This is a genomic window from Pseudomonas sp. PDM15 (assembly GCF_014851565.1).
Lineage (GTDB): Bacteria > Pseudomonadota > Gammaproteobacteria > Pseudomonadales > Pseudomonadaceae > Aquipseudomonas.
In genome coordinates this window covers 140,034-162,349 of record NZ_JACVAA010000006.1, presented here as the reverse complement: position 1 = coordinate 162,349, position 22,316 = coordinate 140,034, and the positions used below count along the sequence as shown (strand labels likewise).

Sequence of the window (22,316 nt, the reverse complement as noted above, 5' to 3'; positions counted from 1 at the left end):
CGCTTCGGCAACAGGCATAATCGCCGACAAATTCTGCGGAGACTTCCACCATGTTGCGTCATTCGTTGTTGCTGTTGTGCCTGCTTCCCGCCCTGTCGCCGGCCGCGAATCAGGACGAGGATCTGGCCTACAGCCTGGGGGCGCGCCTGGGCGAAAGACTGCACGGCGAAGTGCCGAACCTGCCGCTGGATGCCCTGCTCCAGGGCCTGCGCCAGGCCTATCGTGGCGAGGCTCTGCGGCTGCCGCCGGAGCGCATCGACGCCCTGCTCGAAGCCCACGAACAACACATGGCGCAGAGCCGCGAAGAGCAGACGCGAATGGCCGAGGGGCGCTTCTTCGCCAAAGAAAAATCCCAGTACGGCGTGCGCGAACTGGAGGGCGGCGTACTGGTGCGAGAGCTACGCGCGGGCAGCGGACGCAAGCCATCGGCGAGCAGTCGGGTGAAGGTGAGTTATCGCGGCGAGCTGGCCGATGGAAGCCTGTTCGACCAGAGCGAAGGCGCGCAATGGTTCCGTCTCAACGCGCTGATTCCCGGCTGGCAAACGGCACTGCGGCAGATGCCGATCGGCGCGCGCTGGCGCGTGGTGATTCCCGCCGCGCAGGCCTATGGCGAAGAAGGCGCAGGCGATTTGATTCCGCCGAACGCGCCTCTGGTGTTCGAGGTGGAACTGCTGGATGTGGCCGACTGATGGTGATCGCCAGGCCATGAAAAAAGCCGCCTGAAGAGGCGGCTTTTTTGTGCGGATCACTGTTCAGATCGGGGTCGCGGTGACCTGGTGCTGATGAGAGTTGTGCAGCACTTCGATCAGGCAGTCTTCCAGTTCGAAGCGCTCGTGCAGCAGCTGCCCGAGGCGTTTCAGTTCGGCATTGAGAGAGGCGGCGTCGCGGCAATCGCCGTTGTCACAGCGATCATTGAAGGCCAGCGCTACTTCGGTGATGGCTTCGATGCGCGGGTAGATCTGCTTGGCCAGTTCGAGGCCGCGCTGGTCGCCGAAGGCCTTGGCCTCGACGGTGAGCTGCTCGTAGACCTCGAAGTGCCCGGCGGAGACATAGTCCACCAGAATTTCGCAGAAGCGCTGCACGTCCTGAGTGTTGTTAGCGACGCCCTGAGGTTTGTCGCAGAGCCCACCGAAAGCGCTCACCAGCTCATGACGTTCCTGCAGCCAGCGGTCGATCAGCTGGTGTACACCGCCCCAGCGTTCCTGGGCGTTCTGGCAGCTCTCGAGCATGATGTCCTCACTTCCCTTACTGGTGAATGCTGAATACGCCAGCCCCGAGACATTTTATTGTCAGCTCGCGGGTTCTCGGGGAAGGCCTCGCCGAAAACGGCGGATTACTGGCGAGACGTAGGGCCAGAGTATGCCCACTCGACGCGGGCATCAAGTCATGCCGAGCGGAAAAACTCAGACCCGCTTCAGCGGCGACGTAGCAGCTGGAACAGCGCGAACAGGATCATGCCGATGAAGGCCAGCAGGCTCCACTCCGGCACGCTCAGGCCGAACAGGGTCCAGGTCACTTCGGCGCAATCGGCGGTGCCATGGAACACCAGGCGCACGATTTCCTGCAGCGGCAGCGCCTCCATCATGAACTCCAGGCTCGGCAGGCAGGCCTCCAGTTGATCGGCCGGCACGCTTTGCAGCCACACCTGGCGCGCCGCGGTACCGGCACCGCCGGCGGCGAACAGCAGGGCCAGCACGGCGTACACACGCTGCCCGGTTCGCGCCGGGCCGTGGATGGCGGCGGTCAGGCAGACCAAGGCGAAGAGGATGACGAACACGCGCTGAACGATGCACATCGGGCAGGGGTTCAGGCCGACCGCATGCTCCAGGTAGAGGGCTCCGCCCATCAGGGCCAGGCAGCCGAGGAAGGCGAGCAGGAACAGGGTACGCGGGGTGGCCAGCGCCATGGGAACTCCGATGCGGGGCGAGAAAGGCGCCTACGGTAGAGGAAAGCTGACCGGCCTTTCAAGGCACCGGCAGGCGCCCCGTCAGCGACAGGGCGCCGCACGTCAGCCGAGCGGCTGATCCACTAGTGTGCGGGTTGCGGCAACTGAGGCAGGCGCTGGCCCTGCAACACCAGCATCTCCTGCAGCAGGCGGTTGCTGCCTTCGGCGTCGCCCTGGCTGGCCAGCAGGCGCGCCAGCTCGGCACAGGTCTCGGCGCTGCGGGAGAACTCCAGACTGATCTCGAAGTACTCGCGGGCCTTGCCCCACAGGCCGTTCTGCAGGCACAGACGGCCCAGGCTTAGCAGCAGCAGCGGGTCCTGCGGGTGCTGCTTGAGCAGGCCCTCGGCCGTCTGCAGCTGACGCGCCGGATCGCGGCCGCGCAGCTGGCCGTAGAGACGCATCAGGCGCGCGTCGTAGCCCTGCTTGAGGGCTTTGCGCAGGACTTCCTCGGCCTCCTCCTGAGCCCCCAGCGCACGCAGCTGGCCGGCATAGGCCAGGAGCAGTTCGGCATCCTGGCGCTGCGCCGAGGACAACTGCTGCCAGGCCGCGGTGAGCGGCTGCAGGGCGACCTCCCCCTGGTTCAGCCCCTGTTCGCCAGCAGCCTGCAGGCGGGCGATCCACACTTTGCGCTCCAGCTCGGCCAGCGCCTCGCCTTCCAGCACCTTGGTCTTGCGCAGCTCCGGCAGCAAATCGAGCAGCGCCGCCCAATCACCGCGCTCGACCAGGGTGCGTTGCAGCTGCTCCAGCACCAGGTGATGACGCGGATGGCGCTCGCGCATGGCCTGCAGAGTGTCTAACGCGCCCTGCAGATTGCCCTGATCGCGCTGCAGCTCGGCATGAGTCAGGGCGATCGCCAACTCGGCCTGGGGCTGGCGCCGCAGGGCCTGTTCCAGCAGCTCCTCGCTCTCTTCCACACGGCCCAGCTTGTGCGCCGCGCGTGCCGCCCCCAGGTAATACATCAGCGGCTGACGCTCGCCTTCGGCGGCCAGGCGCAGGTGGCGCACGGCGCGCTCCCAGCGGCCCTCGATCAGGTCGAGCAGGCCCTTGTCGGCGGCCAGTTGCTGACGACGGCCGCGCTGGCGGCGCGACCAGGGGTTGACCAGCCCGCCGGACACCAGCAGCAGACGCACCAGCCAGCGCAGCGTCCACAGCAGCAGCACGCCGACCACGATCAGCAGCAGGAACACCCACAGGCTGGACTCGTAGCGCAGGCCTTTCCAGGCAATCAGCACGTAGCCGCTGTGTTCGACGATGGCCAGGCCGAGCGCGGTGGCGGCGGCCACCACCAGGACCAGCAGCAGAGCGGCGCGAATCATTGCCCGCCCTCCTCGATCGCCTCGACATCGGGTTCGAGCGCGGGCTCGACTTCAGGCTCGGCTGCGGCCTCGGGCATCAGCTCGGCGGCTTCGCGACGCTTGAGGTAGGCCTGCAGGCCGGTCAGGGCGTCATCCAGCCTGGGCATGCTGGCGACCACTTTCTGGCTGCTCAGCTCGCCGATGCGCTTCTGCATGGCCTGCACGGCCTGGTTGTCGCGATCGAAGTAGCTGTCCAGCACCTCGCTGGCGGAAGCCAGGGCCTGGCGATAGACCTCCTGCTCGCCATTCAGCGCACCCCACTGGGCCTGCTCCAGGGCCAGGGCCAGGGTCAGGCGCACCTGCGCCAGGCTCTGCCCGGCCAGCTGCGGGCGCACGTCCTGGTCGGCGTGCAGGTCGATGCGCACGTAGCGCGACAACTCCTCCCACAGCGCCTCCCAGCGACTGCTGTCACTGGCGTTGACGCTGCTCTGCACTTCCGCCGGCAGGATGTATTCGGGGGCCAGCATCTGCAGCTGGGCGACCTGGCCACGCAGGGCGGCCAGTTGCAGGAACAGACCGCTGCGGTCCACCTGGGGCAGGCTGCGCAATGCCTCCAGCACCTTGATCAGCTCGCCGCGGGCGGCGAAGGCCTGCGGGTCGTTCTGCGCGCGCAGAATATCGTCGGCGCCCTGTACCAGGGCCACGGCGCTGTCCACGTCCTGCAACGCGGAGAGGCGCAGCATGGCCAGGCGCAGCAGGTGCTCGGCCTCGGCCAGGCGCCAGTCCTCGCGGCTCTTGCCGAGCAGGCCGGAAAGGCCCTGGGCCAGGCGCTGCTGCTCGCCCTGCAGGCTCACCAGCAGGTCGCGCTGGGTGGCCAGTTCGTCCGCCGTCGGCAAGCCGGCCAGGCGTTTGGCGACGTGCTCCTCGCTGGCCTTCACCCGCGCCTGGGCGGCTTCTCCGGCTTGCTGGAACTGCGCCAGCTGCCGCGCGGCCTGGCCTTGCTGTTGATACAGCTGCCAGGCACTCCAACCTCCCGCACCGAGGGCGGCCAGGCCAACCAGCAGCGCCAGCCAGGCCGGGCCACGGCCTTTGGCCTTAGGCGCGACGGCCAGCGGCGGCTGGTCGATCTGGGTTTGCGGGGTCTGTTCGCTGATCTGCGGGGCTGTTTCGCTCACGTGTCCTTCCTTTGCTAGTGGGCCGGCGCCGGGGTAGCGCGCAGGGCCGCCAGAACAGCCGCAGCACTGGCGCCGCGACAATCGATGACCTGCCGTGCCCCCGCCGCGCGGGCCATCTCGGCCACCCGCGGACTGGGCACCAGCAAGGGTAGCCGAGCGAGCTCCGCCCAGGCATCGGCGGCCAGCTGGCGGAGGTTGTCCAGGCCTTGCGCGCTGCTCACCAGCAGGGCGTTCAGCTGTGATTCCTCGATCACCTGGGCCAGCGTACCGGCAGGGTATTGAGGCCGTATACGGCGATAGAGTTCCAGATAGTCCACGGCAACGCCACGCTGGCTCAGGGTTTCGGCGATCAGTTCGCGACCGCCCTCGCCGCGCATGATCAGCACTCGCGAGCTCGGCCCCCGCAACGCCTCATCCAGCTGCGGCAGCGCCAGCAGCGCCTCGCTGTCATCGCCCGCGCTCGGGCAACTGGCTTGCAGACCGTGGGGTTGCAGGTATCGGTCGAGAATCTGCGCGGTGGCGGCGCCGACGCTGAACCAGCGCGGGCCGCTTGGCGGCTGCGCGCGATGACGGGCGAGCAGGTCGAGGCCCAGGCGCGCCGCCGGTTTGCTGACCACGATCACCGCGCAATAGCGCTGCAGATCGAGAGCAATGGCGCGCTGCTCGGCCGTCTCGGCCAGCGCCTCGGTCTCCAGCAACGGCAGGCTGCGGCTGAACACTCCCGCCTCGGCCAGTGTCGCGGCCAGGGCCTCACACTCGGCGGCCGGGCGGGTCAGCAGCAGGCGCCAGCCCGTCACTCGCCAGCGGCCTCGCCGTAGACCGCCTTGAGGATGGTTTCTGCGCCTTGAGCCAGGAGGTCCTGGGCCACCTGCACACCGAGCACTTCGGCGTCGGTGCCACGGCCTTCGGCGCGCAACAGCAGGCCGCCATCGGGCTGGCCGACCAGGCCGCGCAGCCAGATCTGCTCGCCTTCGAGCAGCGCGTAGCAGGCGATCGGCACCTGGCAGCCGCCATTGAGGCGCTTGTTCAGGGCGCGCTCGGCGATCACCCGAGTGGCGGTTTCGGTGTGGTGCAGCGGCGCCAGCAGCGAATGGATCTCGCTGTCGGCACTGCGGCATTCGATGCCCACCGCACCCTGGCCACCGGCCGGCAGGCTGTCGTCGACGCTGATCGAGGAGCGGATGCGCTCTTCGAAGCCGAGGCGGATCAGGCCGGCGGCAGCGAGGATGATGGCGTCGTACTCGCCGGCATCCAGTTTGGCCAGGCGGGTATTCACGTTGCCACGCAGGAACTGGATCTTCAGGTCCGGCCGACGCGCCAGCAGCTGGGCCTGGCGACGCAGGCTGGAAGTGCCGACCACACTGCCGGCCGGCAGGACGTCGAGGCTGTCATAGGTATTGGAGACGAAGGCATCGCGCGGGTCTTCGCGTTCGCAGATGCAGAACAGGCCGAGCCCCTCGGGGAAGTCCATCGGCACATCCTTCATCGAATGCACGGCGATGTCCGCCTCGTTCTCCAGCAGGGCAGTTTCCAGTTCCTTAACGAACAGACCCTTGCCGCCGATTTTCGCCAGGGGCGCGTCGAGCAGCTTGTCGCCGCGACTGACCATGGGCACCAGGCTGACTGTCAGCCCCGGATGGGCTTGTTCCAGACGGGCTTTGACGTACTCGGCCTGCCACAGGGCCAGGGCGCTCTTACGGGTGGCGATGCGAATTTCGCGGGACATGGGCAATTCCAGGAAGCGGACTGCCACGGATGATAACAGGATGACCAGCGCACGCCCGCAGGCACAATCGCCGCAGGCGTTTGCACGTGGCGCTACAGGCTGTGCATCAGCTTGCGCACGCCGGCCACATGACGGCGGCTGACGGTCAGCGCATCCGGCCCCAGGCCCTTGAGGTAGAGCTGGAAGTGCCCCAGCGGCGTGCGCTGCAGACGTTCGATACGCTCGCGGGCAACCAGGGCGTTGCGGTGGATGCGCACGAAGCGCTCACCGAACTCGTCCTCCAGCGCCTTCAGCGGCTCGTCCAGCAGTACCTCGCCGCCTTCGTGGCGCAGGGTCACGTACTTGTGATCGGCGATGAAGAAGATCACCTGCTCCAGCGGAATCAGCTCGATGCCCTTGCGGGTGCGCGCACTGATATGGCTGCGCGGGCCGGCGCCATTGTCGCCACCAGAGGGGCGAGTGAGCGCGGCGAGCTGCACCCGGTTGGGCCGCTCGGCCTTCTTCAGTGCGGCGGCCAAGGCCTCCGGCCGCACCGGCTTGACCAGGTAGCCGACGGCGCTGACGTCGAAGGCCTCCAGGGCGAATTCATCATGGGCGGTGCAGAAGATCACCGCCGGCGGCGCCTCGCGCTCGCACAGCTTGGCCGCTACCTGCAGGCCATCGAGGCCGGGCATGCGGATATCCAGCAGGACCACGTCCGGCCGCAAGCTGTCGATCAGCGTCAGAGCCTCTTCACCATTGCTGGCCGAGGGCTCGAGGACACGGTAGCCATCGAGTTCACCGACCATGCGGGCCAGTCGCTCGCGGGCAAGGGGTTCGTCATCGACGATCAGCACATTCATATTGCTCGGGCTTCCTGCATGAGTCTCGAACAAGGATAGCGTAGACAGGTGAAGTGTCGCCCGTCACGGCGATCCACGCTGAGACTCGCGCCGGGGCCGAAAAGTGCCGCCAGGCGCGCGTCGATATTCACCAGTGCCTGGTGGGTGCCGCGCGACGGCTGCTGCTCGGCGCGTTCCTGGTAGGGGTTGCTCACACAGAGCTGGAACACCCCGTCCCGGTAATCCGCCTCGATCCGTACCAGACCGCCCTCGATACGCGGCTGGATGCCATAGATAAGGGCATTCTCCAGCAGCGGTTGCAGGGTCAGCTGGGGGATCGGCAAGTCCGTCGGCACGGTTTCCACCTGCCATTCCAACTGTAGCCGGTCGCCGAGCCGATAGTGCTCGATCGACAGATATCTCTTCGCCAATTCCAGCTCATCGCCCCAGGCCACCAGGGTGCCGGGCTTTGCCAGACTGGCGCGGAACAGGTCGGATAGATCGAGCACCGCCTGCTCGGCCTTGATCGGGTCGATCGCCACCAGGCTGGCGATGCTGTTCAGGCTGTTGAACAGGAAATGCGGGCGGATGCGCGCCTGCAGCGACTCGATGCGCGCCTTCAGCTCGGCCTGCTGCTGCCGGCGCCACTGGCTCTGCAGGTAGAAGTAGCGCAGCAGCAGGGCGGACATGATCAGGCTGATCAGCGCATGGCGCAGGTACAGGTTGACCTCGCCATCGCGCGGCAAAGGTCCGCCCAGCTCGTAGTAGTCGGCCACCGCCGTGCAGCCCAGCGCCAGCCCCACCACCAGGGCGCAGCACAGGGTGCCGGCCAGGGCCGCGCGCAGCCGTGCCAGCAGCGGGCGCAGGCGACACAGGAGGGCGGCGGAGAGCAGCACTATCCACTGCACGAACAACGAGGTCAGCGCCAGGCGCACCCAGTTGAAGCCCGGCTGCATCGGCTCGGACAGCACCAGCACCAGCACCAGCAGCTCGGCCAGCAGCACCAGGCTGAGCAGCGCCTCGGGCTCGCACAGTTCCGGCAGGAAGAAATCGTCGTCCGGAGCGAGCGTGCGCCCCTTGTTGAACCAGTGGATTTTCATCCGCGCAGTTTCCTTGTGTGCCACTGGGGCGGCAAGCCAGAGCGCTCCGGCCGGGCTAAAACGGGTGCCCAAATGCCACCTCTCGCTGAAAACTGTGACGAGCCTGGCAGATCGGCGCGGCCTCGGTTTTCCCGGCAAGGCTGTTATTATCGACACACTTTGTCCTTTTCGCAGGCGCCGCGCCTGCCCAGTCCCGCGAGTTCTGCCATGAGCCTTGAGAAGACCAACCAGTCCTGGGGCGGCCGCTTCAGCGAGCCCGTCGACGCCTTCGTCGCCCGCTTCACCGCCTCCGTCGACTTCGACAAGCGCCTCTATCGCCACGACATCATGGGCTCCATCGCCCACGCCACCATGCTATCCAAGGTCGGCGTGCTGACCGCGGAAGAGCGCGACGCCATCGAGGCAGGCCTCAAGCAGATCCAGGGCGAGATCGAGGCCGGCCAGTTCGACTGGCGCGTCGACCTGGAAGACGTGCACATGAACATCGAGGCGCGCCTGACCGACCGCATCGGCGTCACCGGCAAGAAGCTGCATACCGGCCGTTCGCGCAACGACCAGGTGGCAACCGACATCCGCCTGTGGCTGCGCGACGAGATCGACCTGATCCTCGCCGAAATCACCCGCCTACAGCAGGGCCTGCTCGGTCTGGCGGAGGCCGAGGCCGACACCATCATGCCCGGCTTCACCCACCTGCAGACCGCCCAGCCGGTGACCTTCGGCCATCACCTCTTGGCCTGGTTCGAGATGCTGTCGCGCGACCATGAGCGCCTGGTCGACTGCCGCAAGCGGGTCAACCGCATGCCGCTGGGCTCGGCCGCCCTGGCCGGCACCACCTACCCGATCGCCCGCGAGATCACTGCCGAACTGCTGGGCTTCGACCAGGTCGGCGGCAACTCGCTGGACGGCGTGTCGGATCGCGACTTCGCCATCGAATTCTGCGCCGCCGCCTCGCTGGCCATGATGCACCTGTCGCGCTTCTCCGAAGAGCTGGTGCTGTGGACTTCGGCGCAATTCCAGTTCATCGACCTGCCGGACCGCTTCTGCACTGGTTCCTCGATCATGCCGCAGAAGAAGAACCCGGACGTGCCCGAGCTGGTGCGCGGCAAGACCGGCCGCGTGTTCGGCGCCCTGACCGGCCTGCTGACCCTGATGAAGGGCCAGCCGCTGGCCTACAACAAGGACAACCAGGAAGACAAGGAACCGCTGTTCGACGCCGCCGACACCCTGCGCGACAGCCTGCGCGCCTTCGCCGACATGGTCCCGGCGATCAAGCCCAAGCGCGAGATCATGCGCGAGGCGGCACGTCGCGGCTTCTCCACCGCCACCGACCTGGCCGACTACCTGGTGCGCAAGGGCCTGCCCTTCCGCGACTGCCACGAGATCGTCGGCCACGCGGTGAAATACGGCGTGGACAGCGGCAAGGACCTGGCTGAGATGAGCCTGGACGAACTGCGTCAGTTCAGCGACCAGATCGGCGACGACGTGTTCGCCGTGCTGACCCTGGAAGGCTCGGTCAACGCCCGCGACCATATCGGCGGCACCGCACCGAACCAGGTCCGCGCCGCCGTGGCGCGTGGCAAGGAACTGCTGGCGACGCGCTGATCGCCATAGCGGGAAAGGGACTTCCGATGGATGCACTGTTGCATGGCCTGGGCGCGCTGCTCCGGTGGCTGGTCCTTGGACTGATCCAGGGGCTGTTCGAATGGCTCTTTCTCCAGCTCTGCTATGCCCTGGGCTGGCTGGCCCTGCGTCTGCTCACCCTGGGGCGCCATCCGCGCCAGCCTCTGCGCCAGGCCGATCCGGATACGCCGCGCAACGTCTGGATCATCGCCCTCGGTTTCATCTGCCTGGTCGGCCTTGTGGCCGGCCTGATCATTCGCAATGGCTGAACACTTCGAGAACTCTCCCATGAGCCTGCATATCCGCCCCGCCACCGCTGAAGACGCCGCGCTGATCCTGCGCTTCATCACCGACCTGGCCATCTACGAGAAGGCCGAACACGAGGTAAAGACCGACGTGGCCGGCATCCGCGACAGCCTGTTCGGCGAAGGAAGCACCACTCACGGCCTGATCTGCGAACTGGACGGCGTGCCGGTCGGCTTCGCCGTGTATTTCTTCAGCTACTCGACCTGGCTGGGCAAGCACGGCATCTACCTGGAAGACCTCTACGTCTCTCCCGAGCACCGCAAGCTCGGTGCCGGCAAAGCCCTACTGCGCCACCTGGCCCAGCTGGCCGTGGCCAAGGGCTGCGGGCGCATGGAATGGGCGGTGCTGGACTGGAACACGCCGGCCATGGAGTTCTACGAAGCCTTCGGCGCGCGCCCCAAGGATGACTGGGTCTGCTACCGCCTGACCGGCCAGGCGCTGCTCGACTTCGCTGCCGGCTGAGCCGGCAGCGGGCACACTGCCTCAGGCCTTGCTCTTGAGAAAGGCCATGAAGCCGGGCATGCCGGCTTCTTTCTGCGCGGCGATCATCTGCACGTGCGGGTTCTGCTGCAGCCGCTCCAGCAGCGCGCGGGCGGCCGGGAAGTCGGCCAGCAGGTCCAGGCCGAACACCTTCTGTGCCACCACCGCGGCCAGGTCGATGCTGTAGAGGAAATACAGGTCGGCCAGGCTGAACTGCTCGCCAGCCACATAGGGCGCGAAGCGGCCGTGGCGCTTGAGTGTGGCGATGCCGGCCAGCAGTTCGCCGCGGGCCTTGTCCTTGATCGCCGGGTCCACCGGGTTGCGGAAGAACGCCTCCGGGTAGCAGCTGCGCGCCGGCAGCTCGATGTACAGCTCGATTTCCTTGACCAGCGCACGCACTTGGGCCCGCGCGTAGGGCTCGGCCGGCAGCAGCGGGCGGCCTTCGCCGAGCTCTTCCAGGTAGTCGAGGATGGCGCTGGTCTCGCTGATGTAGCCGTGCTCGGTCTGCAGCACCGGCACCTTGCCGCGCGGGCTGATGGCGAGGAAGGCCTCGTCCTGGCAGCCGTAGACGGTGACGGTGTCGAACGCCAGGCCCTTTTCCAGCAGGGCCAGGTGCACCATGTTGTAGTAGTTGCTGACGGCAAATCCGTGGAGTCTGAGCATGGGTCGCTTCCAGGCAGGCAAAACCCAGTTATAGCCGGCCGCAACGCCAGGGGAAGCTTCATCAGACGGCTGAATGGCACAGCAACGGGCAGGCCGTGGCACACTGCGGATCAGCAACCGAGGAGTCGCCATGAGCGAGCACGACGACAACGACGAAGAAGCCTTCGCCGAACAGACCCTGATCCAGGCCATCGAGAACCAGCTGGAAGCGGACAATCCGCCGGCGGCCAAGGCGGTCTACAACAAGCTGACCCTGGTGGGTTACCCGCGCGAGGAGATCCTCGAGCTGATGGCCCTGGTGCTGGCCCACGAGATCGACGCCATGCTGCGCGACGACCGCCCCTTCGACGGCGCCTGGTACGAGCAGGCCCTGCGCGCCCTGCCGGATCTTCCCGAGCAGGGCTGATCCCGGACTACACTGAGCCGAATGATTCCCGCCGCGCCATCGCGCGGCCCACGACAACAACAAGCCGGAGTCGCCATGGCCTACACCCCCGAACTGATTGCCGAACTGGAAATCCTCGCCCTGTACAACCTGGACAACCACCAGGAAGGGCTCAAGGTGCACAACAACGCCTCCAACCGCGCCCAGATGGCCATCACCCGGCTGCACGAGAAGGGCCTGGTGACCCAGGCCGACGGCGGCTACCTGACCAGCCTGGGGCTGGATGCCGCCGAGCATGCACAGGCGCTGCTGACCATCCTCTGCCCGCAACCAGCCTGAGAACCTGCCTACGATCTCTTGATCGTCGGCCATGCTGCGTTGAAATGGGGCTCACCCTTCGGGCCAGCCTGCGGCTGTTACTCCCGCTGGTCGTTGCGCCTTGCCCGGCTCAGCTCAAAAGATCGTAAACAGATGCTCCGCGACCGGGGGCGGCGCGACCCCCGGATTTCTCCCTACAGTCGTGGCCGGGAGCCGCCGATACACTGGGCAGGAATGGCTGCCAGGCGCCGCTCGGCGCTGGTAGTCTTGCTGCCACCATCGCTTTCGAGCAGTACATGACGCGCACCCAGGAAATCCGTCCGGATATCAACGAAGGCATCGACCGCAAGGTCCTGGCGCAGCTGCGCGCGCGTTTCCTGAAGATCAACGCCGGCCGCCTGGGCCGCGCCATGCAGGCGCTGTCGACGCGCCAGCAACTGGTGCTCAAGCTGCTGCCGCTGCTGTTCCATGTGAACCATCCGCTGCTGCCAGGCTATGTCTCGGCCGCTACCCCGGCCGGGTTGTCTGGCTTCGAGCCGAGCGAGGAGATCCTCGCCGAGGCCCAGCGCCTGACCCGCTCCTTTACCTACAAGCCCCGCCGCAGCAGCCCCCTGGCCGGCAAGCGGCCCGCGCCGATCCACGGCCTGTTCCTGATGGGCAGCCTGGGCACGGTGGCTCAAGCCGAGCAGAGCGACATGGACCTGTGGGTGTGCCACGACCCGGCGATGGACCCCCGCGCACTCGCCGAACTGCAGCGTAAATGCACCCTGCTGGAAGCCTGGGCCGCCACCCAGGGTGCCGAGGTGCACTGCTTCCTGATCGACCCGGCGCGCTTCACCGTCGGCGACCGTGAGGCGCAACTGACCTCCGACGACTGCGGTACTACCCAGCACTACCTGCTGCTCGACGAGTTCTACCGCACCGCCATCTGGCTCGGCGGGCGCACCCCGCTGTGGTGGCTGGTGCCGGTGTACGAAGAGGCCAACTACCGCGGCTACACCCATGCGCTGCTGAGCAAGCGTTTCGTGCGTGCCGAAGAGGTGCTCGACCTGGGCAACCTGGCGCGCATCCCACCGGGCGAGTTCATCGGCGCCGGCATGTGGCAGCTGTTCAAGGGCATCGACTCGCCCTACAAGTCGGTGCTCAAGCTGCTGCTCACCGAGGTCTACGCCAGCGAGCACCCGCGGGTGGAATGCCTGAGCCTGCGCTTCAAGCAGGCGGTGTACGCCAACCGCCTGGAGCTGGACGAGCTGGACCCCTACATTGTGGTGTACCGCCGCCTGGAGGAATACCTCACCGAGCGCGGCGAACTGGAGCGCCTGGAGCTGATCCGCCGCTGCCTGTACCTCAAGGTCGGCAAGAAGCTCAGCGTGCCGCCGCGCCAGCGCGCCAAGAGCTGGCAGCGCCTGCTGTTCGAGCGCCTCACCGGTGAGTGGCACTGGAGCCAGCGCGAGCTGGCCAATCTCGACAGCCGCAGCCAGTGGAAGGTGCGCCAGGTCAGCGCCGAGCGCCGCGCGCTGGTCAACGAGCTGACCTACAGCTACCGCTTCCTCTCGCAGTTCGCCCGCAGCGAGCAGGCCGCCATGCCGCTCAACAGCCGCGACCTCGGCGTGCTCGGCCGGCGTCTGTACGCCGCCTTCGAGCGCAAGGCCGGCAAGATCGAGTTCATCAACCCCGGCATCGCCCCGGACCTGGCCGAGGACACCCTGACCCTGGTGCAGAGCCCCAGCCAGGAAGCCGACGGCGAGACCCAGTGGGCGCTCTACCCAGGCAGCCTGAACGGCCAGGAATGGCCGGACTTCGCCCCGCTCAAGCGCGCCCGCCAGCTGATCGAGCTGCTCGCCTGGTGCCACCGCAACGGAGTGATCGACAGCAGCACGCGCCTGTCGCTACACCCCGGCAGCAGCGACCTCGGCGAGTTCGAGCTGTCCAGTCTGCTGAGCAGCCTGCAGCAGAGCGTGCCGCTGCCGCTGCCGGCGGTGAACGAGGATTCCCTGCTGCTCGCCGCCGAGCCGGCCGAGGTACTGTTGCTGGTCAACGTCGGCATCGACCCGCTCAAAGCCCACAGCCAGCTCAACGTGCACCTGACCACCGGGCGCACCGACTCGCTGGGCTACTCCGGCGTGCGCGAGAACCTGGTGCTGACCCTCGACCAGGTCAGCCTGAACAGCTGGAACGAGCTGATGGTCAGCCGCTACGACGGCCCCCACGCCCTGCTCGACTGCCTGCGCGACTACCTCAACGCCCTGCCCGCCAGCGGTCGCCGCCCCAGCCTCAAGGTGCGCTGCTTCTGCCGCAACCGCGCCCAGGCCATCGCCCAGCGCGTCGAGGAGCTGTTCCGCGATGCCCTCGCCAGCCTCACCGGCGGCTCGGGCAGTCGCTACCTGCTGCAGGTGCAGCAGCACTACCACGTGCTGGAGCTGCTGCCCGGCCAGGTCAGCCACGCCGCCCTGGCCGACCTGCCGAGCCTGATCGAGCACCTGGGCGAGGAACAATCGGCCTACAGCCCGCTGCACCTGGACCGCTACGCCCTGGAAGGCGAGGAGCTGGCGCTGGTCCTGCCCCTGGGCCGCCCCCAGTGCATCCAGGTGTTCTATCGGGTCGACGGCGACCAGGCCGAGCTCTCGGTGCTGGACGAATACAACGCGCTGTGGCGCCAGCGCCTGCCGTTCCGCGACGAGCAGAGCCTGCTGACCCCGCTGCAGCGCTTCCTGCAGTCAGTGCTGTACCGGCGCAACGCCCTGCTGCCGCTGGACAGCCCGCAACCACCGGCGGCGCTGGACATCCTCTACTACGAGGTGCTGCCGGCGCCGCCCCACCGCGCCCGTCACCTGGAGCGCCGCGCCCCGCCGCAGGCCCAGGTCGCCCACTCGTTCTACGATGTGCAGGCCATCGTCGAGCCGGCCGAGCACGGCCGCGTGCACGTCACCCTGTACTGCAACCACCGCGAATTCTCCGAGCTGGAGTACGGCGCCGAGCTATTCGGTGCCGTGGCCCGGCACATCCTGGCCCAGCGTCGCGGTGCCGAGCGCTACCCCTGCTACATCACCGACCTTGATCTATCGCGCATTCTCGGCGACGGCCAGGCGCAGACCATCCACTACCTGCGCTATAAGGCCGAGCTGGAAGCCGCGCTCAACAGCGCCCTGCAAAACGCCTGACCGACAAGGACGCCCCATGCTCCTCACCAGCGCAATCATTGGCGCCACCGCCTTCGGCCTGTTCCGCTGGCGCCGGCATCGCCAGCGCGTGCTGCGCGAGCAGTTCATCGCCGGCTTCGAGTTCCCCGAGCAGCTGCGCAGCAGGCTGACCAAGCACTACCCGCAGCTCACGCCCACCCAGACCGGCCAGGTGCTGCGTGGCCTGCGCGAATACTTCCAGCTGTGTCGCCTGGCCGATCAGCGCATGGTGGCCATGCCCTCGCAGGCGGTGGACATGGCCTGGCACGAATTCATCCTCTATACCCGCCAGTACCGCCAGTTCTGCCGCCAGGGCCTCGGGCGCTTCCTGCACCATACCCCGCATGACGTCATGCCCAACCCGAACGCCGCCAGCGAAGGCATCCGCCGCGCCTGGCGCCTGGCCTGCAGCCGCGAGGGCATCGACCCGCAACTGCCGGCGCGCCTGCCACTGCTGTTCGCCCTGGACGCAGAATTGGGCATCGCCGACGGCTTTCGCTACAGCCTGGATTGCGGCGCCCACCCGGGCAGCTACCGCAATGGCGATGCCTACTGCGCCAGCCATATCGGCTGTGGTTCGGGTTGCTCCGGTGGCTCGGGGTCGAACAACGACAGCAGCGGCGATAGCGGCTCCGACGGCGGTGGTTGCGGTGGAGGATGTGGCGGGGGCGGCGACTGAGCCGCCCGGCTCAGCCGTTCATCGGCGCCTGGGGATGTTCCAGGGCGTAGAGGTACGAGCCTTCCAGGCTGTGGTTGGCTGCCACGCTGGCGTAGCTGGCGGTGAAGGCCACCGCCAGGCCCAGGTGCTGGTACAGCAGGGTGTCGGTCACCGCCGGCGGGATTTCCGGCACCAGGTCACTGTCGTTGACCACGCGGAAGGTGGTGATGCCCAGCGCGTTGTAGCTGGCGGCGAAGTCCGGCGCGGCCAGGCGCGGGCTGGCGAAGTTGTAGTGCTGCAGGGCCTGGTCCGGCCAGCGCTCGTGCAGGTCGAGCACCGCCATGCTGCTCAGCGCGCAACCCAGGCTGTGTCCGCAGACCCATAGAGGGCCGGTCGGCTGCAGGCTGTCCAGCGCCGCCAGGGCCAGGTCGCGCAGGGAACCGTAGAGCTTGAGAAAACCGGCATGCACATGGCCCTGGCCGCCGTCCTGCCAGGGCCATGCGGCCTGCTCCACATCCAGATCGTCGAGCCAGTCCTGCACCGAATCGGTACCTCGCAGCACCAGGTAGGTCTCGCCCTGGTCGTTGGCCGCGGCGAAGCCGAAGGGCTCGGACTCGTTGATGAAGTGCAGGTCGCTGAGAATGCTCCAGATCGGCTGGGAGAAACGCCAGCCGGGCAGCTGCGGCGGGGTCCAAACGAAGTCCTGGGGGCGGCGCGGACGATCCTGGGTCTGCCATTGGTGGTACTGCGCGTAGGCCTGGTCGACCAGTTGCGCGCAAAGCAGCGCGCGGTCCAAAGAAAAGCCTTGGGGGAAGTACAGGGGCAGGCTAGACATGGCGGCCTCCTTGCCGGCGGTGGGTTAAGACACTCTAGTCCAGTGACAGGCACGCACGGGGCGAGTTCCCGACCCTCGGAACAACAATCAATCCAGCTGATACTTACTACGCAGAAGCAGCATTATTCAATCGAATCACCCTGAGCGAATCTGGCGCCATTCCAGCATTCCCTCGGGAGAACGACATGCCCAGACCCATGCGCCAGCACGCGGACAGCGGCGCCCTCGCCGCTTTCGGCCTGTTCGCCATCGCAGCCAGCGTACTGCTGAGCCTGGTCCTCGGCCTGGGCGACGAGCGGGCACCGACCAGCGGGGCCAGCCTGCCCGACGCGCTGCACGCTTTGCTCGGGGCTATCCGGGTGGGAGGCTAGGACATGCAGCTCACCCCGCCCAAGGCCCTGTTGCTCGCCCTGCTGCTGGCACTGATCAACGCTCCGGCGCTGGCCGGCAGCGGCAAGGTGGCTGGCGGTGGTGTGGCGCGCACCATCGAGTGCAACCACAACATGGCGCGCAATCTGGAACTGGACGAGCAGCTCAAGCGCCGTAGCGATACGCCGCCCTGCCGGGAGCGCGCGGGACTGTCCGCGCGCTTTCTGCTGGCCTAGCGTTGGTATTCGCCAGCGGCCTCGGGCTGGTATTCCACGGCCAGCAGGGTCAGCTTGAGCGGCTTGCCGGCCGGGCCCGGCCAGTCGATCTGCTGGCCGACGGACAGGCCGAGCAGGGCGCAGCCCACCGGGGCGAGGATCGACACCCGGCCTTCGCCGCCGACATCCTCGGGGAACACCAGGGTCAGGTGGTAATCCTTGCCGCTGCCTTCCTCGCGGCAGTGCACCCGCGAGTTCATCGTCACCACCCCGGCCGGCACCTCGTCGTGGCCCACCACCTGGGCGCGCGCCAGCTCCGTTTCCAGGGCCTTGGCGGTCGGGCCGAAGTCCTCCAGGCTGTCGAGCAGGCGCTCCAGGCGCTGCAGGTCGAGACGGGTGATGATGATCGCGGGGGTGCTGCTCATGACGTGGGTCTTGCTCCTTGGGCCAGATAAAGCAAAACCCCGCCCTGAGGCGGGGTTTTGATCGGTTAGTCAGCTTTGACTGACCCTACCACAAGCCCGGCAAGAAGCAAGACCGCCTGGTTAATCCCAACTCGGCGGCGGCCGCAGACGCTGTTGGGCAGCCTGGCAGATCTGCCGGCGCCGGCCATTGTCGGCCTTGCCCCATTCGAGTATCTCGGCCAGGCTGCGACCGCAGCCCAGGCACACGTCCTGGTCGTCCAGGCAGCACTGGCGCCGGCAGGGTGAGTCGACGACCTCAGAGCTCGTCGAATTCGATGTCTTCACCGGCCTGCTCACGGGTCACCCGGTTCAGCAGTTCGCCCAGCGGCTCCTCGCTAGTGTCGCAGATCCACAGCGCCTGGGCCTCGTCGTAGTCGAAGTGGAAACCACCGGAGCGCGCCGCCACCCACAGCTGACGCAAGGGCTCCTGACGACTGAGAATCACCTGGGTGCCGTTCTCGAAACGCACGGTCAGCACACCGGCGGAGTTTTCCAGGTCGAGATCCAGGTCGCTGTCGTCGAAAATGTCTTCCACGGCCTGCTGGGCGGCATCGACCAGATCGTGGAAACGGGCTTCGCTCAAACTCATAACAGCGTCCTCAAGGTTGGGGCGGCGAGTCTATCAGGCTCTGCCGGTAGGCGCCGGGGCTCTGTCCGGTCCAGCGGCGGAAGGCACGGGCCAACGAACCGGCCTCGCTGAAGCCGACCAGGAAGGCAATCTCCGCCAGCTCCAGCGCCGGGTCGCGCAGGTAGTGCAGCACCAGTTGGTGGCGCGTCTCGTCGAGCAGGCCACTGAACGATAGACCCGCTTCGCGCAGGCGCCGTTGCAGGGTGCGGGGGCTGAGGTCGAGGCTCTGCGCCAGGCGTTCCAGGTCGGCGCCCTCCTCCGGCAACTGGCGGGCCAGCTCGCGACGGGCACGATCCAGCACGCTGTGGCCCAGGTTGAGCTGGCCGAGCAGGCGATCGGCATGGGCATCCAGCAGCTGGCGCAACTGAGCGTCGGCCTGGCCCAGCGGCGTGCTCAGCAGGCGCTTGGGGAACACCAGGGCATTGTCGGCCTGGCCGAACAGCACCGGGCAACCGAAGATGCGCTGGTGCTCCGAGGTATCGGCCGGCGCCGGGTGCTGAAAACGCACCTCGGTCGGCGGAATCTGCAGCCCGGTGATCCAGCGGCCGAAGGTCAGCCAGCCGGCCAGGGTCTCCTCGCTGTGCTGGCGCTGCTGCTCGCGCACCAATGGTTGCCAGCCGTGCGCCACCTGCGGCTCCAGGCCCTCGCGCGGCGGCTCGTCATCCAGGTCGACACGGCCCAGGTTGCCCACCAGCGCGGCGTAACGGGCCTGGCGATGCAGGGCGTCCGCCAGTGTCGCGCAGCTCATGATCAGGTAACCGAGCACGCCGTAGTAGCCGGGACGCATGGCCTCGCCCAGGTGCAGGCCAAGGTTGGCATCACCGGTCAGGCGCACGCCCTCGCCCAGCAGTTCGAGGTAGGTGCTGACGGCGATGCGCTGGTCGCGCTGGGCGAGGATCGCCGGGCTCAGCTGCACCTTGGCCAGCAGCACTTCGCTGGCGAAGCCCTGGCGGGCGAGATAGTCCAGCAGGCCCTGTAGGTAGGCGACCGAGACCGAGCTGGCGAGTGTGGCGGGGGCGTCCATCGGGGCTCCGTTTTTTCCGTCCATGCTAGCCGCAAAAGCCCCGCCGTGGGCAAGCCCGAGACGCCAGCCCGACGGTCCTGACAGGCCCGCCGGGCGTACATAGGCAAGGCGGCGGGGGGTCGGTATACTCCGACTCATTCTCGATTTCGCAAAGGATTCCACCATGAAGCGCCTTCTGCTGCCCTTCATCGCGCTCGCCGTGTTCACCGCCGCCCTCGCCGGCTGTGGCCAGAAAGGCCCGCTGTACCTGCCCGATGATGACAAGACCGTCAAAGAACGCGACAAAGACGTCTTCCTCTAAGGGGGTTCCATGCAAGCCTTTACCAGCCGCGACGGGCAACTGTTCGCGGAAGGCGTGGCCCTGTCCGCCATCGCCGAACGCTTCGGCACGCCCACCTACGTGTACTCCCGCGCCCATATCGAGGCCCAGTACCGCGCCTATGCCGACGCGCTCACTGGCATGCCACACCTGGTCTGCTTCGCGGTCAAGGCCAACTCCAACCTCGGCGTGCTGAACGTCCTGGCGCGCCTCGGTGCAGGCTTCGACATCGTCTCCCGCGGCGAACTGGAGCGCGTACTGGCCGCCGGTGGCGAACCCGCCAAGATCGTGTTCTCCGGCGTCGGCAAGACCCGTGACGACATGCGCCGCGCCCTGGAAGTGGGCGTGCACTGCTTCAATGTAGAGTCGGTGGATGAGCTGGAGCGCCTGCAGCTGGTCGCCGCCGAACTGGGCAAGACCGCTGCCATCTCGCTACGGGTCAACCCGGACGTAGACGCCGGCACCCACCCGTACATTTCCACCGGCCTGAAGGAAAACAAGTTCGGCATCGATATCGAGCAGGCGCCAGCGGTCTACGCCCGCGCCGCCGCCCTGTCGAACCTGCAGGTGGTCGGTGTCGACTGCCATATAGGTTCGCAGCTGACCACGCTGCCGCCCTTCCTCGACGCCCTCGACCGCCTGCTGGCGCTGATCGACCAACTGGCCGGGCAAGGCATCCAGATCAAGCATCTGGACCTCGGCGGCGGCCTCGGCGTGCAGTACCGCGACGAGCAGCCACCGCTGGCCGGCGACTACATCAAGGCTGTGCGCGAGCGCATTGCCGGTCGCGACCTGGCCTTGGTGTTCGAGCCGGGCCGCTACATCGTGGCCAACGCCGGCGTGCTGCTGACCCGCGTGGAATACCTCAAGCACACCACGCACAAGGACTTCGCCATCATCGATGCGGCGATGAACGACCTGATCCGCCCGGCGCTGTACCAGGCCTGGATGGACGTCACCCCGGTGCAGCCGCGCGGCGGCGAGGCACGCAACTACGACCTGGTCGGGCCGATCTGCGAGACCGGCGACTTCCTGGCCAAGGGCCGCGAACTGGTGCTGGCCGAGGGCGACCTGCTTGCCGTGCGTTCGGCCGGCGCCTACGGCTTCGTCATGAGTTCCAACTACAACACCCGCGGCCGCGCCGCCGAGGTGCTGGTGGATGGCGAGCAGGCCCACGAAGTACGCCGCCGCGAGACCCTCGCCGAACTCTACGCCGGCGAAAGCCTGCTGCCGCAGTGAGGGCGCGATCATGCTATTGCGCTTCACCAAGATGCACGGCCTCGGCAACGACTTCATGGTCCTCGACCTGATCAGCCAGCACGCGCATATCCAGCCCAAGCACGCCAAGGCGTGGGGCGACCGCCACACGGGCGTCGGCTTCGACCAGCTGCTGCTGGTGGAAGCCCCGACCACCCCGGACGTGGACTTCCGCTACCGCATCTTCAACTCCGACGGCTCGGAAGTGGAGCAGTGCGGCAACGGCGCGCGCTGCTTCGCCCGCTTCGTGGTGGACAAGCGCCTGACCGTGAAGAAGCAGATCCGCGTGGAGACCAAGGGCGGCATCATCGAGCTCAACCTGCGTCCCGATGGCCAGGTGATCGTCGACATGGGTGCGCCGCGCCTGGCGCCGCAGCAGATTCCCTTCCAGGCCGAAACCGAGGCGCTCAGCTACACGATCGAGGTGGACGGGCAGAGCGTGCAGCTGGCCACCGTATCCATGGGCAACCCCCACGCGGTACTGCGCGTCGATGACGTCGACAGCGCCCCAGTGCATACGCTCGGACCCAAGCTGGAGCACCATCCGCGCTTCCCGCAGCGGGTCAATGTCGGCTTCCTGCAGATCGTCGACCGCAAGCAGGCGCGCCTGCGCGTGTGGGAACGCGGCGCCGGCGAGACCCAGGCCTGTGGCACCGGCGCCTGCGCCGCCGCCGTGGCCGCCATTCGCCAGGGCTGGATGGACTCGCCAGTGCAGCTGGAGCTGCCGGGCGGCAAGTTGTCCATCGAGTGGGCAGGGCCCGGCCAGCCGGTTATGATGACCGGACCCGCCGTTCGCGTGTACGAAGGACAGGTTCGTCTATGAGTGACCATGATCAGCTCGTGAAACTCGACTCCGAGAGCGTCGCCGCCTATCTGCGGCAGCATCCGGAATTCTTCGTCGACCACGAGGAGCTGATCCCCGAGCTGCGCATTCCGCACCAGCCCGGCGAAGCCGTGTCGCTGGTGGAGCGCCAGGTCAAGCTGCTGCGCGAGCGCAACATCGAGATGCGCCATCGCCTGTCGCAGCTGATGGACGTGGCCCGCGATAACGACCGCCTGTTCGACAAGACCCGCCGCCTGGTGCTCGACCTGCTCGACGCCACCAGCCTTGAAGAAGTGATCGGCGCGGTGGAAGACAGCCTGCGCCACGAATTCCAGGTGCCCTTCGTCAGCCTGATCCTGTTCAGCGAGACGCCGCTGGGCGTCGGCCGCTCGGTCAGCTCGGCCGAGGCCCACCAGGCCATCGGCGGCCTGCTCGGTGCCGGCAAGACCACCTGTGGCGTGCTGCGCCCCAACGAGCTGGAGTTCATCTTCGGCAGCGAAGAGTTCGCCCAGGTCGGCTCGGCCGCCGTGGTCAGCCTCGCCTACCAGGGCCTGCACGGCGTACTCGCCATCGGCAGCCCGGACCCGCAACACTACAAGAGCAGCCTCGGCACCCTGTTCCTCGGCTACGTGGCCGAAGTGCTGGCCCGCGTGCTGCCGCGCTTCGCCGCGCCACTGCGCTCGGTACGCTGATCCCGGGCCGCTCGCGGCC

28 protein-coding genes are annotated in these 22,316 nt (G+C 67.4%); 14 read left to right on the top strand and 14 right to left on the bottom strand.

Translation table 11 applies throughout. The features are described 5' to 3' along the window. Window positions 1-50: 50 nt before the first annotated feature. Window positions 51-689: an FKBP-type peptidyl-prolyl cis-trans isomerase gene (locus IB232_RS17450; protein ID WP_192399857.1), complete on the top strand. Its 639-nt coding sequence runs from the start codon at window positions 51-53 to the stop codon at window positions 687-689. A 63-nt stretch (window positions 690-752) separates the two neighbouring features. Here IB232_RS17450 and rsd read toward each other — a convergent pair whose 3' ends face one another. From rsd to IB232_RS17410, 8 genes are all read right to left on the bottom strand, one after another. Next, entirely contained in the window at window positions 753-1,229 is a 477-nt protein-coding gene (rsd, locus tag IB232_RS17445) for a sigma D regulator (protein WP_192399856.1), read from the bottom strand. A 185-nt stretch (window positions 1,230-1,414) separates the two neighbouring features. Next, window positions 1,415-1,906, bottom strand: coding sequence for a disulfide bond formation protein B (locus tag IB232_RS17440; protein WP_192399855.1), 492 nt, complete (start codon window positions 1,904-1,906; stop codon window positions 1,415-1,417). Between the two features lie 122 nt (window positions 1,907-2,028). Next, window positions 2,029-3,261, bottom strand: a complete 1,233-nt coding sequence (locus tag IB232_RS17435) for a heme biosynthesis HemY N-terminal domain-containing protein (RefSeq protein ID WP_192399854.1) — start codon at window positions 3,259-3,261, stop codon at window positions 2,029-2,031. Next, window positions 3,258-4,415, bottom strand: coding sequence for a uroporphyrinogen-III C-methyltransferase (locus IB232_RS17430; RefSeq protein WP_318652284.1), 1,158 nt, complete (start codon window positions 4,413-4,415; stop codon window positions 3,258-3,260). The genes IB232_RS17435 and IB232_RS17430 overlap by 4 nt, the downstream gene beginning before the upstream one ends. A gap of 14 nt (window positions 4,416-4,429) precedes the next feature. Beyond that, on the bottom strand, window positions 4,430-5,212 hold the full coding sequence (locus IB232_RS17425; protein WP_192399853.1) for a uroporphyrinogen-III synthase: 783 nt from the start codon (window positions 5,210-5,212) through the stop codon (window positions 4,430-4,432). Then, complete coding sequence (gene hemC / locus IB232_RS17420; RefSeq protein WP_192399852.1) at window positions 5,209-6,141, bottom strand: hydroxymethylbilane synthase; 933 nt, start codon at window positions 6,139-6,141, stop codon at window positions 5,209-5,211. The genes IB232_RS17425 and hemC overlap by 4 nt, the downstream gene beginning before the upstream one ends. Window positions 6,142-6,233: 92 nt before the next feature. After that, entirely contained in the window at window positions 6,234-6,983 is a 750-nt protein-coding gene (locus tag IB232_RS17415) for a LytR/AlgR family response regulator transcription factor (protein ID WP_137974642.1), read from the bottom strand. Beyond that, entirely contained in the window at window positions 6,980-8,062 is a 1,083-nt protein-coding gene (locus IB232_RS17410) for a sensor histidine kinase (RefSeq protein ID WP_192399851.1), read from the bottom strand. Before IB232_RS17410 ends, IB232_RS17415 begins: the two co-directional genes overlap by 4 nt. Window positions 8,063-8,269: 207 nt before the next feature. On the opposite strand from IB232_RS17410, the gene argH reads away from it, so the two are divergent. The 3 genes from argH to IB232_RS17395 are packed head-to-tail and all read left to right on the top strand — an operon-like array spanning window position 8,270 to window position 10,450. Beyond that, complete coding sequence (gene argH / locus IB232_RS17405) at window positions 8,270-9,664, top strand: argininosuccinate lyase (protein WP_192399850.1); 1,395 nt, start codon at window positions 8,270-8,272, stop codon at window positions 9,662-9,664. Between the two features lie 26 nt (window positions 9,665-9,690). Beyond that, a complete protein-coding gene (locus IB232_RS17400; protein WP_192399849.1) occupies window positions 9,691-9,951 on the top strand; it encodes a hypothetical protein in 261 nt (86 codons plus the stop codon). 19 nt (window positions 9,952-9,970) lie between these two features. Continuing rightward, a complete protein-coding gene (locus IB232_RS17395; protein WP_192399848.1) occupies window positions 9,971-10,450 on the top strand; it encodes a GNAT family N-acetyltransferase in 480 nt (159 codons plus the stop codon). 21 nt (window positions 10,451-10,471) lie between these two features. Here the strand turns inward: IB232_RS17395 and IB232_RS17390 are convergent, their stop codons facing one another. Next, window positions 10,472-11,131, bottom strand: a complete 660-nt coding sequence (locus IB232_RS17390; protein WP_192399847.1) for a glutathione S-transferase family protein — start codon at window positions 11,129-11,131, stop codon at window positions 10,472-10,474. A 130-nt stretch (window positions 11,132-11,261) separates the two neighbouring features. On the opposite strand from IB232_RS17390, the gene IB232_RS17385 reads away from it, so the two are divergent. From IB232_RS17385 to IB232_RS17370, 4 genes are all read left to right on the top strand, one after another. Then, a complete protein-coding gene (locus tag IB232_RS17385; RefSeq protein ID WP_192399846.1) occupies window positions 11,262-11,537 on the top strand; it encodes a hypothetical protein in 276 nt (91 codons plus the stop codon). Between the two features lie 75 nt (window positions 11,538-11,612). After that, window positions 11,613-11,855: a TIGR02647 family protein gene (locus IB232_RS17380; RefSeq protein WP_137974637.1), complete on the top strand. Its 243-nt coding sequence runs from the start codon at window positions 11,613-11,615 to the stop codon at window positions 11,853-11,855. Window positions 11,856-12,130: 275 nt separating this feature from the next. Continuing rightward, window positions 12,131-14,995 carry a class I adenylate cyclase gene (locus IB232_RS17375; RefSeq protein WP_192399845.1) on the top strand — a complete coding sequence of 955 codons (2,865 nt, stop codon included), beginning with the start codon at window positions 12,131-12,133 and terminating at the stop codon, window positions 14,993-14,995. A 16-nt stretch (window positions 14,996-15,011) separates the two neighbouring features. Next, the gene (locus tag IB232_RS17370; RefSeq protein WP_192399844.1) at window positions 15,012-15,692 is read left to right on the top strand and encodes a glycine-rich domain-containing protein; all 681 of its coding nucleotides are present in this window, start codon (window positions 15,012-15,014) and stop codon (window positions 15,690-15,692) included. Window positions 15,693-15,702: 10 nt separating this feature from the next. On the opposite strand, the gene IB232_RS17365 is transcribed toward IB232_RS17370, so the two are convergent. After that, window positions 15,703-16,506: a lipase family protein gene (locus tag IB232_RS17365; protein ID WP_192399843.1), complete on the bottom strand. Its 804-nt coding sequence runs from the start codon at window positions 16,504-16,506 to the stop codon at window positions 15,703-15,705. A gap of 185 nt (window positions 16,507-16,691) precedes the next feature. Between IB232_RS17365 and IB232_RS17360 the strand changes: the two genes are divergently transcribed. Together IB232_RS17360 and IB232_RS17355 are read left to right on the top strand one after the other, a co-directional pair. Further along, complete coding sequence (locus IB232_RS17360; protein WP_192399842.1) at window positions 16,692-16,877, top strand: hypothetical protein; 186 nt, start codon at window positions 16,692-16,694, stop codon at window positions 16,875-16,877. Between the two features lie 3 nt (window positions 16,878-16,880). Next, the gene (locus tag IB232_RS17355; RefSeq protein ID WP_192399841.1) at window positions 16,881-17,111 is read left to right on the top strand and encodes a hypothetical protein; all 231 of its coding nucleotides are present in this window, start codon (window positions 16,881-16,883) and stop codon (window positions 17,109-17,111) included. On the opposite strand, the gene rnk is transcribed toward IB232_RS17355, so the two are convergent. The 4 genes from rnk to IB232_RS17335 all read right to left on the bottom strand — a co-directional run bounded on the left by rnk (window position 17,108) and on the right by IB232_RS17335 (window position 19,206). Beyond that, the gene (gene rnk / locus IB232_RS17350; protein ID WP_192399840.1) at window positions 17,108-17,515 is read right to left on the bottom strand and encodes a nucleoside diphosphate kinase regulator; all 408 of its coding nucleotides are present in this window, start codon (window positions 17,513-17,515) and stop codon (window positions 17,108-17,110) included. The two genes, IB232_RS17355 and rnk, sit on opposite strands and share 4 nt — an antisense overlap. Window positions 17,516-17,635: 120 nt before the next feature. Beyond that, a complete protein-coding gene (locus tag IB232_RS17345) occupies window positions 17,636-17,839 on the bottom strand; it encodes a DUF1289 domain-containing protein (RefSeq protein WP_192399839.1) in 204 nt (67 codons plus the stop codon). Continuing rightward, a complete protein-coding gene (gene cyaY, locus IB232_RS17340) occupies window positions 17,811-18,143 on the bottom strand; it encodes an iron donor protein CyaY (RefSeq protein WP_137974629.1) in 333 nt (110 codons plus the stop codon). The genes IB232_RS17345 and cyaY overlap by 29 nt, the downstream gene beginning before the upstream one ends. A 10-nt stretch (window positions 18,144-18,153) precedes the next feature. Next, entirely contained in the window at window positions 18,154-19,206 is a 1,053-nt protein-coding gene (locus tag IB232_RS17335; protein WP_192399838.1) for an AraC family transcriptional regulator, read from the bottom strand. Window positions 19,207-19,369: 163 nt separating this feature from the next. Between IB232_RS17335 and lptM the strand changes: the two genes are divergently transcribed. The 4 genes from lptM to IB232_RS17315 are packed head-to-tail and all read left to right on the top strand — an operon-like array spanning window position 19,370 to window position 22,297. Further along, window positions 19,370-19,507, top strand: a complete 138-nt coding sequence (gene lptM / locus IB232_RS17330) for an LPS translocon maturation chaperone LptM (protein ID WP_021700061.1) — start codon at window positions 19,370-19,372, stop codon at window positions 19,505-19,507. Between the two features lie 9 nt (window positions 19,508-19,516). Then, complete coding sequence (gene lysA, locus IB232_RS17325) at window positions 19,517-20,764, top strand: diaminopimelate decarboxylase (RefSeq protein ID WP_192399837.1); 1,248 nt, start codon at window positions 19,517-19,519, stop codon at window positions 20,762-20,764. Between the two features lie 10 nt (window positions 20,765-20,774). Beyond that, complete coding sequence (gene dapF / locus IB232_RS17320; protein WP_192399836.1) at window positions 20,775-21,605, top strand: diaminopimelate epimerase; 831 nt, start codon at window positions 20,775-20,777, stop codon at window positions 21,603-21,605. Then, on the top strand, window positions 21,602-22,297 hold the full coding sequence (locus IB232_RS17315) for a DUF484 family protein (protein ID WP_192399835.1): 696 nt from the start codon (window positions 21,602-21,604) through the stop codon (window positions 22,295-22,297). Before dapF ends, IB232_RS17315 begins: the two co-directional genes overlap by 4 nt. The last annotated feature ends 19 nt before the right edge of the window (window positions 22,298-22,316 follow it).

Excerpts from the sequence above, each read along its gene's own strand:
- IB232_RS17380 (WP_137974637.1), top strand. The coding sequence starts at position 11,613 with ATGGCCTACACCCCCGAACTGATTGCCGAACTGGAAATCCTCGCCCTG.
- rsd (WP_192399856.1), bottom strand. The coding sequence starts at position 1,229 with ATGCTCGAGAGCTGCCAGAACGCCCAGGAACGCTGGGGCGGTGTACAC.
- IB232_RS17375 (WP_192399845.1), top strand. The coding sequence starts at position 12,131 with ATGACGCGCACCCAGGAAATCCGTCCGGATATCAACGAAGGCATCGAC.
- IB232_RS17400 (WP_192399849.1), top strand. The coding sequence starts at position 9,691 with ATGGATGCACTGTTGCATGGCCTGGGCGCGCTGCTCCGGTGGCTGGTC.
- IB232_RS17435 (WP_192399854.1), bottom strand. The coding sequence starts at position 3,261 with ATGATTCGCGCCGCTCTGCTGCTGGTCCTGGTGGTGGCCGCCGCCACC.
- argH (WP_192399850.1), top strand. The coding sequence starts at position 8,270 with ATGAGCCTTGAGAAGACCAACCAGTCCTGGGGCGGCCGCTTCAGCGAG.
- IB232_RS17315 (WP_192399835.1), top strand. The coding sequence starts at position 21,602 with ATGAGTGACCATGATCAGCTCGTGAAACTCGACTCCGAGAGCGTCGCC.
- IB232_RS17410 (WP_192399851.1), bottom strand. The coding sequence starts at position 8,062 with ATGAAAATCCACTGGTTCAACAAGGGGCGCACGCTCGCTCCGGACGAC.
- dapF (WP_192399836.1), top strand. The coding sequence starts at position 20,775 with ATGCTATTGCGCTTCACCAAGATGCACGGCCTCGGCAACGACTTCATG.
- hemC (WP_192399852.1), bottom strand. The coding sequence starts at position 6,141 with ATGTCCCGCGAAATTCGCATCGCCACCCGTAAGAGCGCCCTGGCCCTG.
- cyaY (WP_137974629.1), bottom strand. The coding sequence starts at position 18,143 with ATGAGTTTGAGCGAAGCCCGTTTCCACGATCTGGTCGATGCCGCCCAG.
- lysA (WP_192399837.1), top strand. The coding sequence starts at position 19,517 with ATGCAAGCCTTTACCAGCCGCGACGGGCAACTGTTCGCGGAAGGCGTG.
- IB232_RS17450 (WP_192399857.1), top strand. The coding sequence starts at position 51 with ATGTTGCGTCATTCGTTGTTGCTGTTGTGCCTGCTTCCCGCCCTGTCG.
- IB232_RS17335 (WP_192399838.1), bottom strand. The coding sequence starts at position 19,206 with ATGGACGCCCCCGCCACACTCGCCAGCTCGGTCTCGGTCGCCTACCTA.
- IB232_RS17415 (WP_137974642.1), bottom strand. The coding sequence starts at position 6,983 with ATGAATGTGCTGATCGTCGATGACGAACCCCTTGCCCGCGAGCGACTG.
- IB232_RS17390 (WP_192399847.1), bottom strand. The coding sequence starts at position 11,131 with ATGCTCAGACTCCACGGATTTGCCGTCAGCAACTACTACAACATGGTG.
- IB232_RS17355 (WP_192399841.1), top strand. The coding sequence starts at position 16,881 with ATGCAGCTCACCCCGCCCAAGGCCCTGTTGCTCGCCCTGCTGCTGGCA.
- IB232_RS17370 (WP_192399844.1), top strand. The coding sequence starts at position 15,012 with ATGCTCCTCACCAGCGCAATCATTGGCGCCACCGCCTTCGGCCTGTTC.
- lptM (WP_021700061.1), top strand. The coding sequence starts at position 19,370 with ATGAAGCGCCTTCTGCTGCCCTTCATCGCGCTCGCCGTGTTCACCGCC.
- IB232_RS17395 (WP_192399848.1), top strand. The coding sequence starts at position 9,971 with ATGAGCCTGCATATCCGCCCCGCCACCGCTGAAGACGCCGCGCTGATC.
- IB232_RS17360 (WP_192399842.1), top strand. The coding sequence starts at position 16,692 with ATGCCCAGACCCATGCGCCAGCACGCGGACAGCGGCGCCCTCGCCGCT.
- IB232_RS17440 (WP_192399855.1), bottom strand. The coding sequence starts at position 1,906 with ATGGCGCTGGCCACCCCGCGTACCCTGTTCCTGCTCGCCTTCCTCGGC.
- IB232_RS17365 (WP_192399843.1), bottom strand. The coding sequence starts at position 16,506 with ATGTCTAGCCTGCCCCTGTACTTCCCCCAAGGCTTTTCTTTGGACCGC.
- IB232_RS17385 (WP_192399846.1), top strand. The coding sequence starts at position 11,262 with ATGAGCGAGCACGACGACAACGACGAAGAAGCCTTCGCCGAACAGACC.
- rnk (WP_192399840.1), bottom strand. The coding sequence starts at position 17,515 with ATGAGCAGCACCCCCGCGATCATCATCACCCGTCTCGACCTGCAGCGC.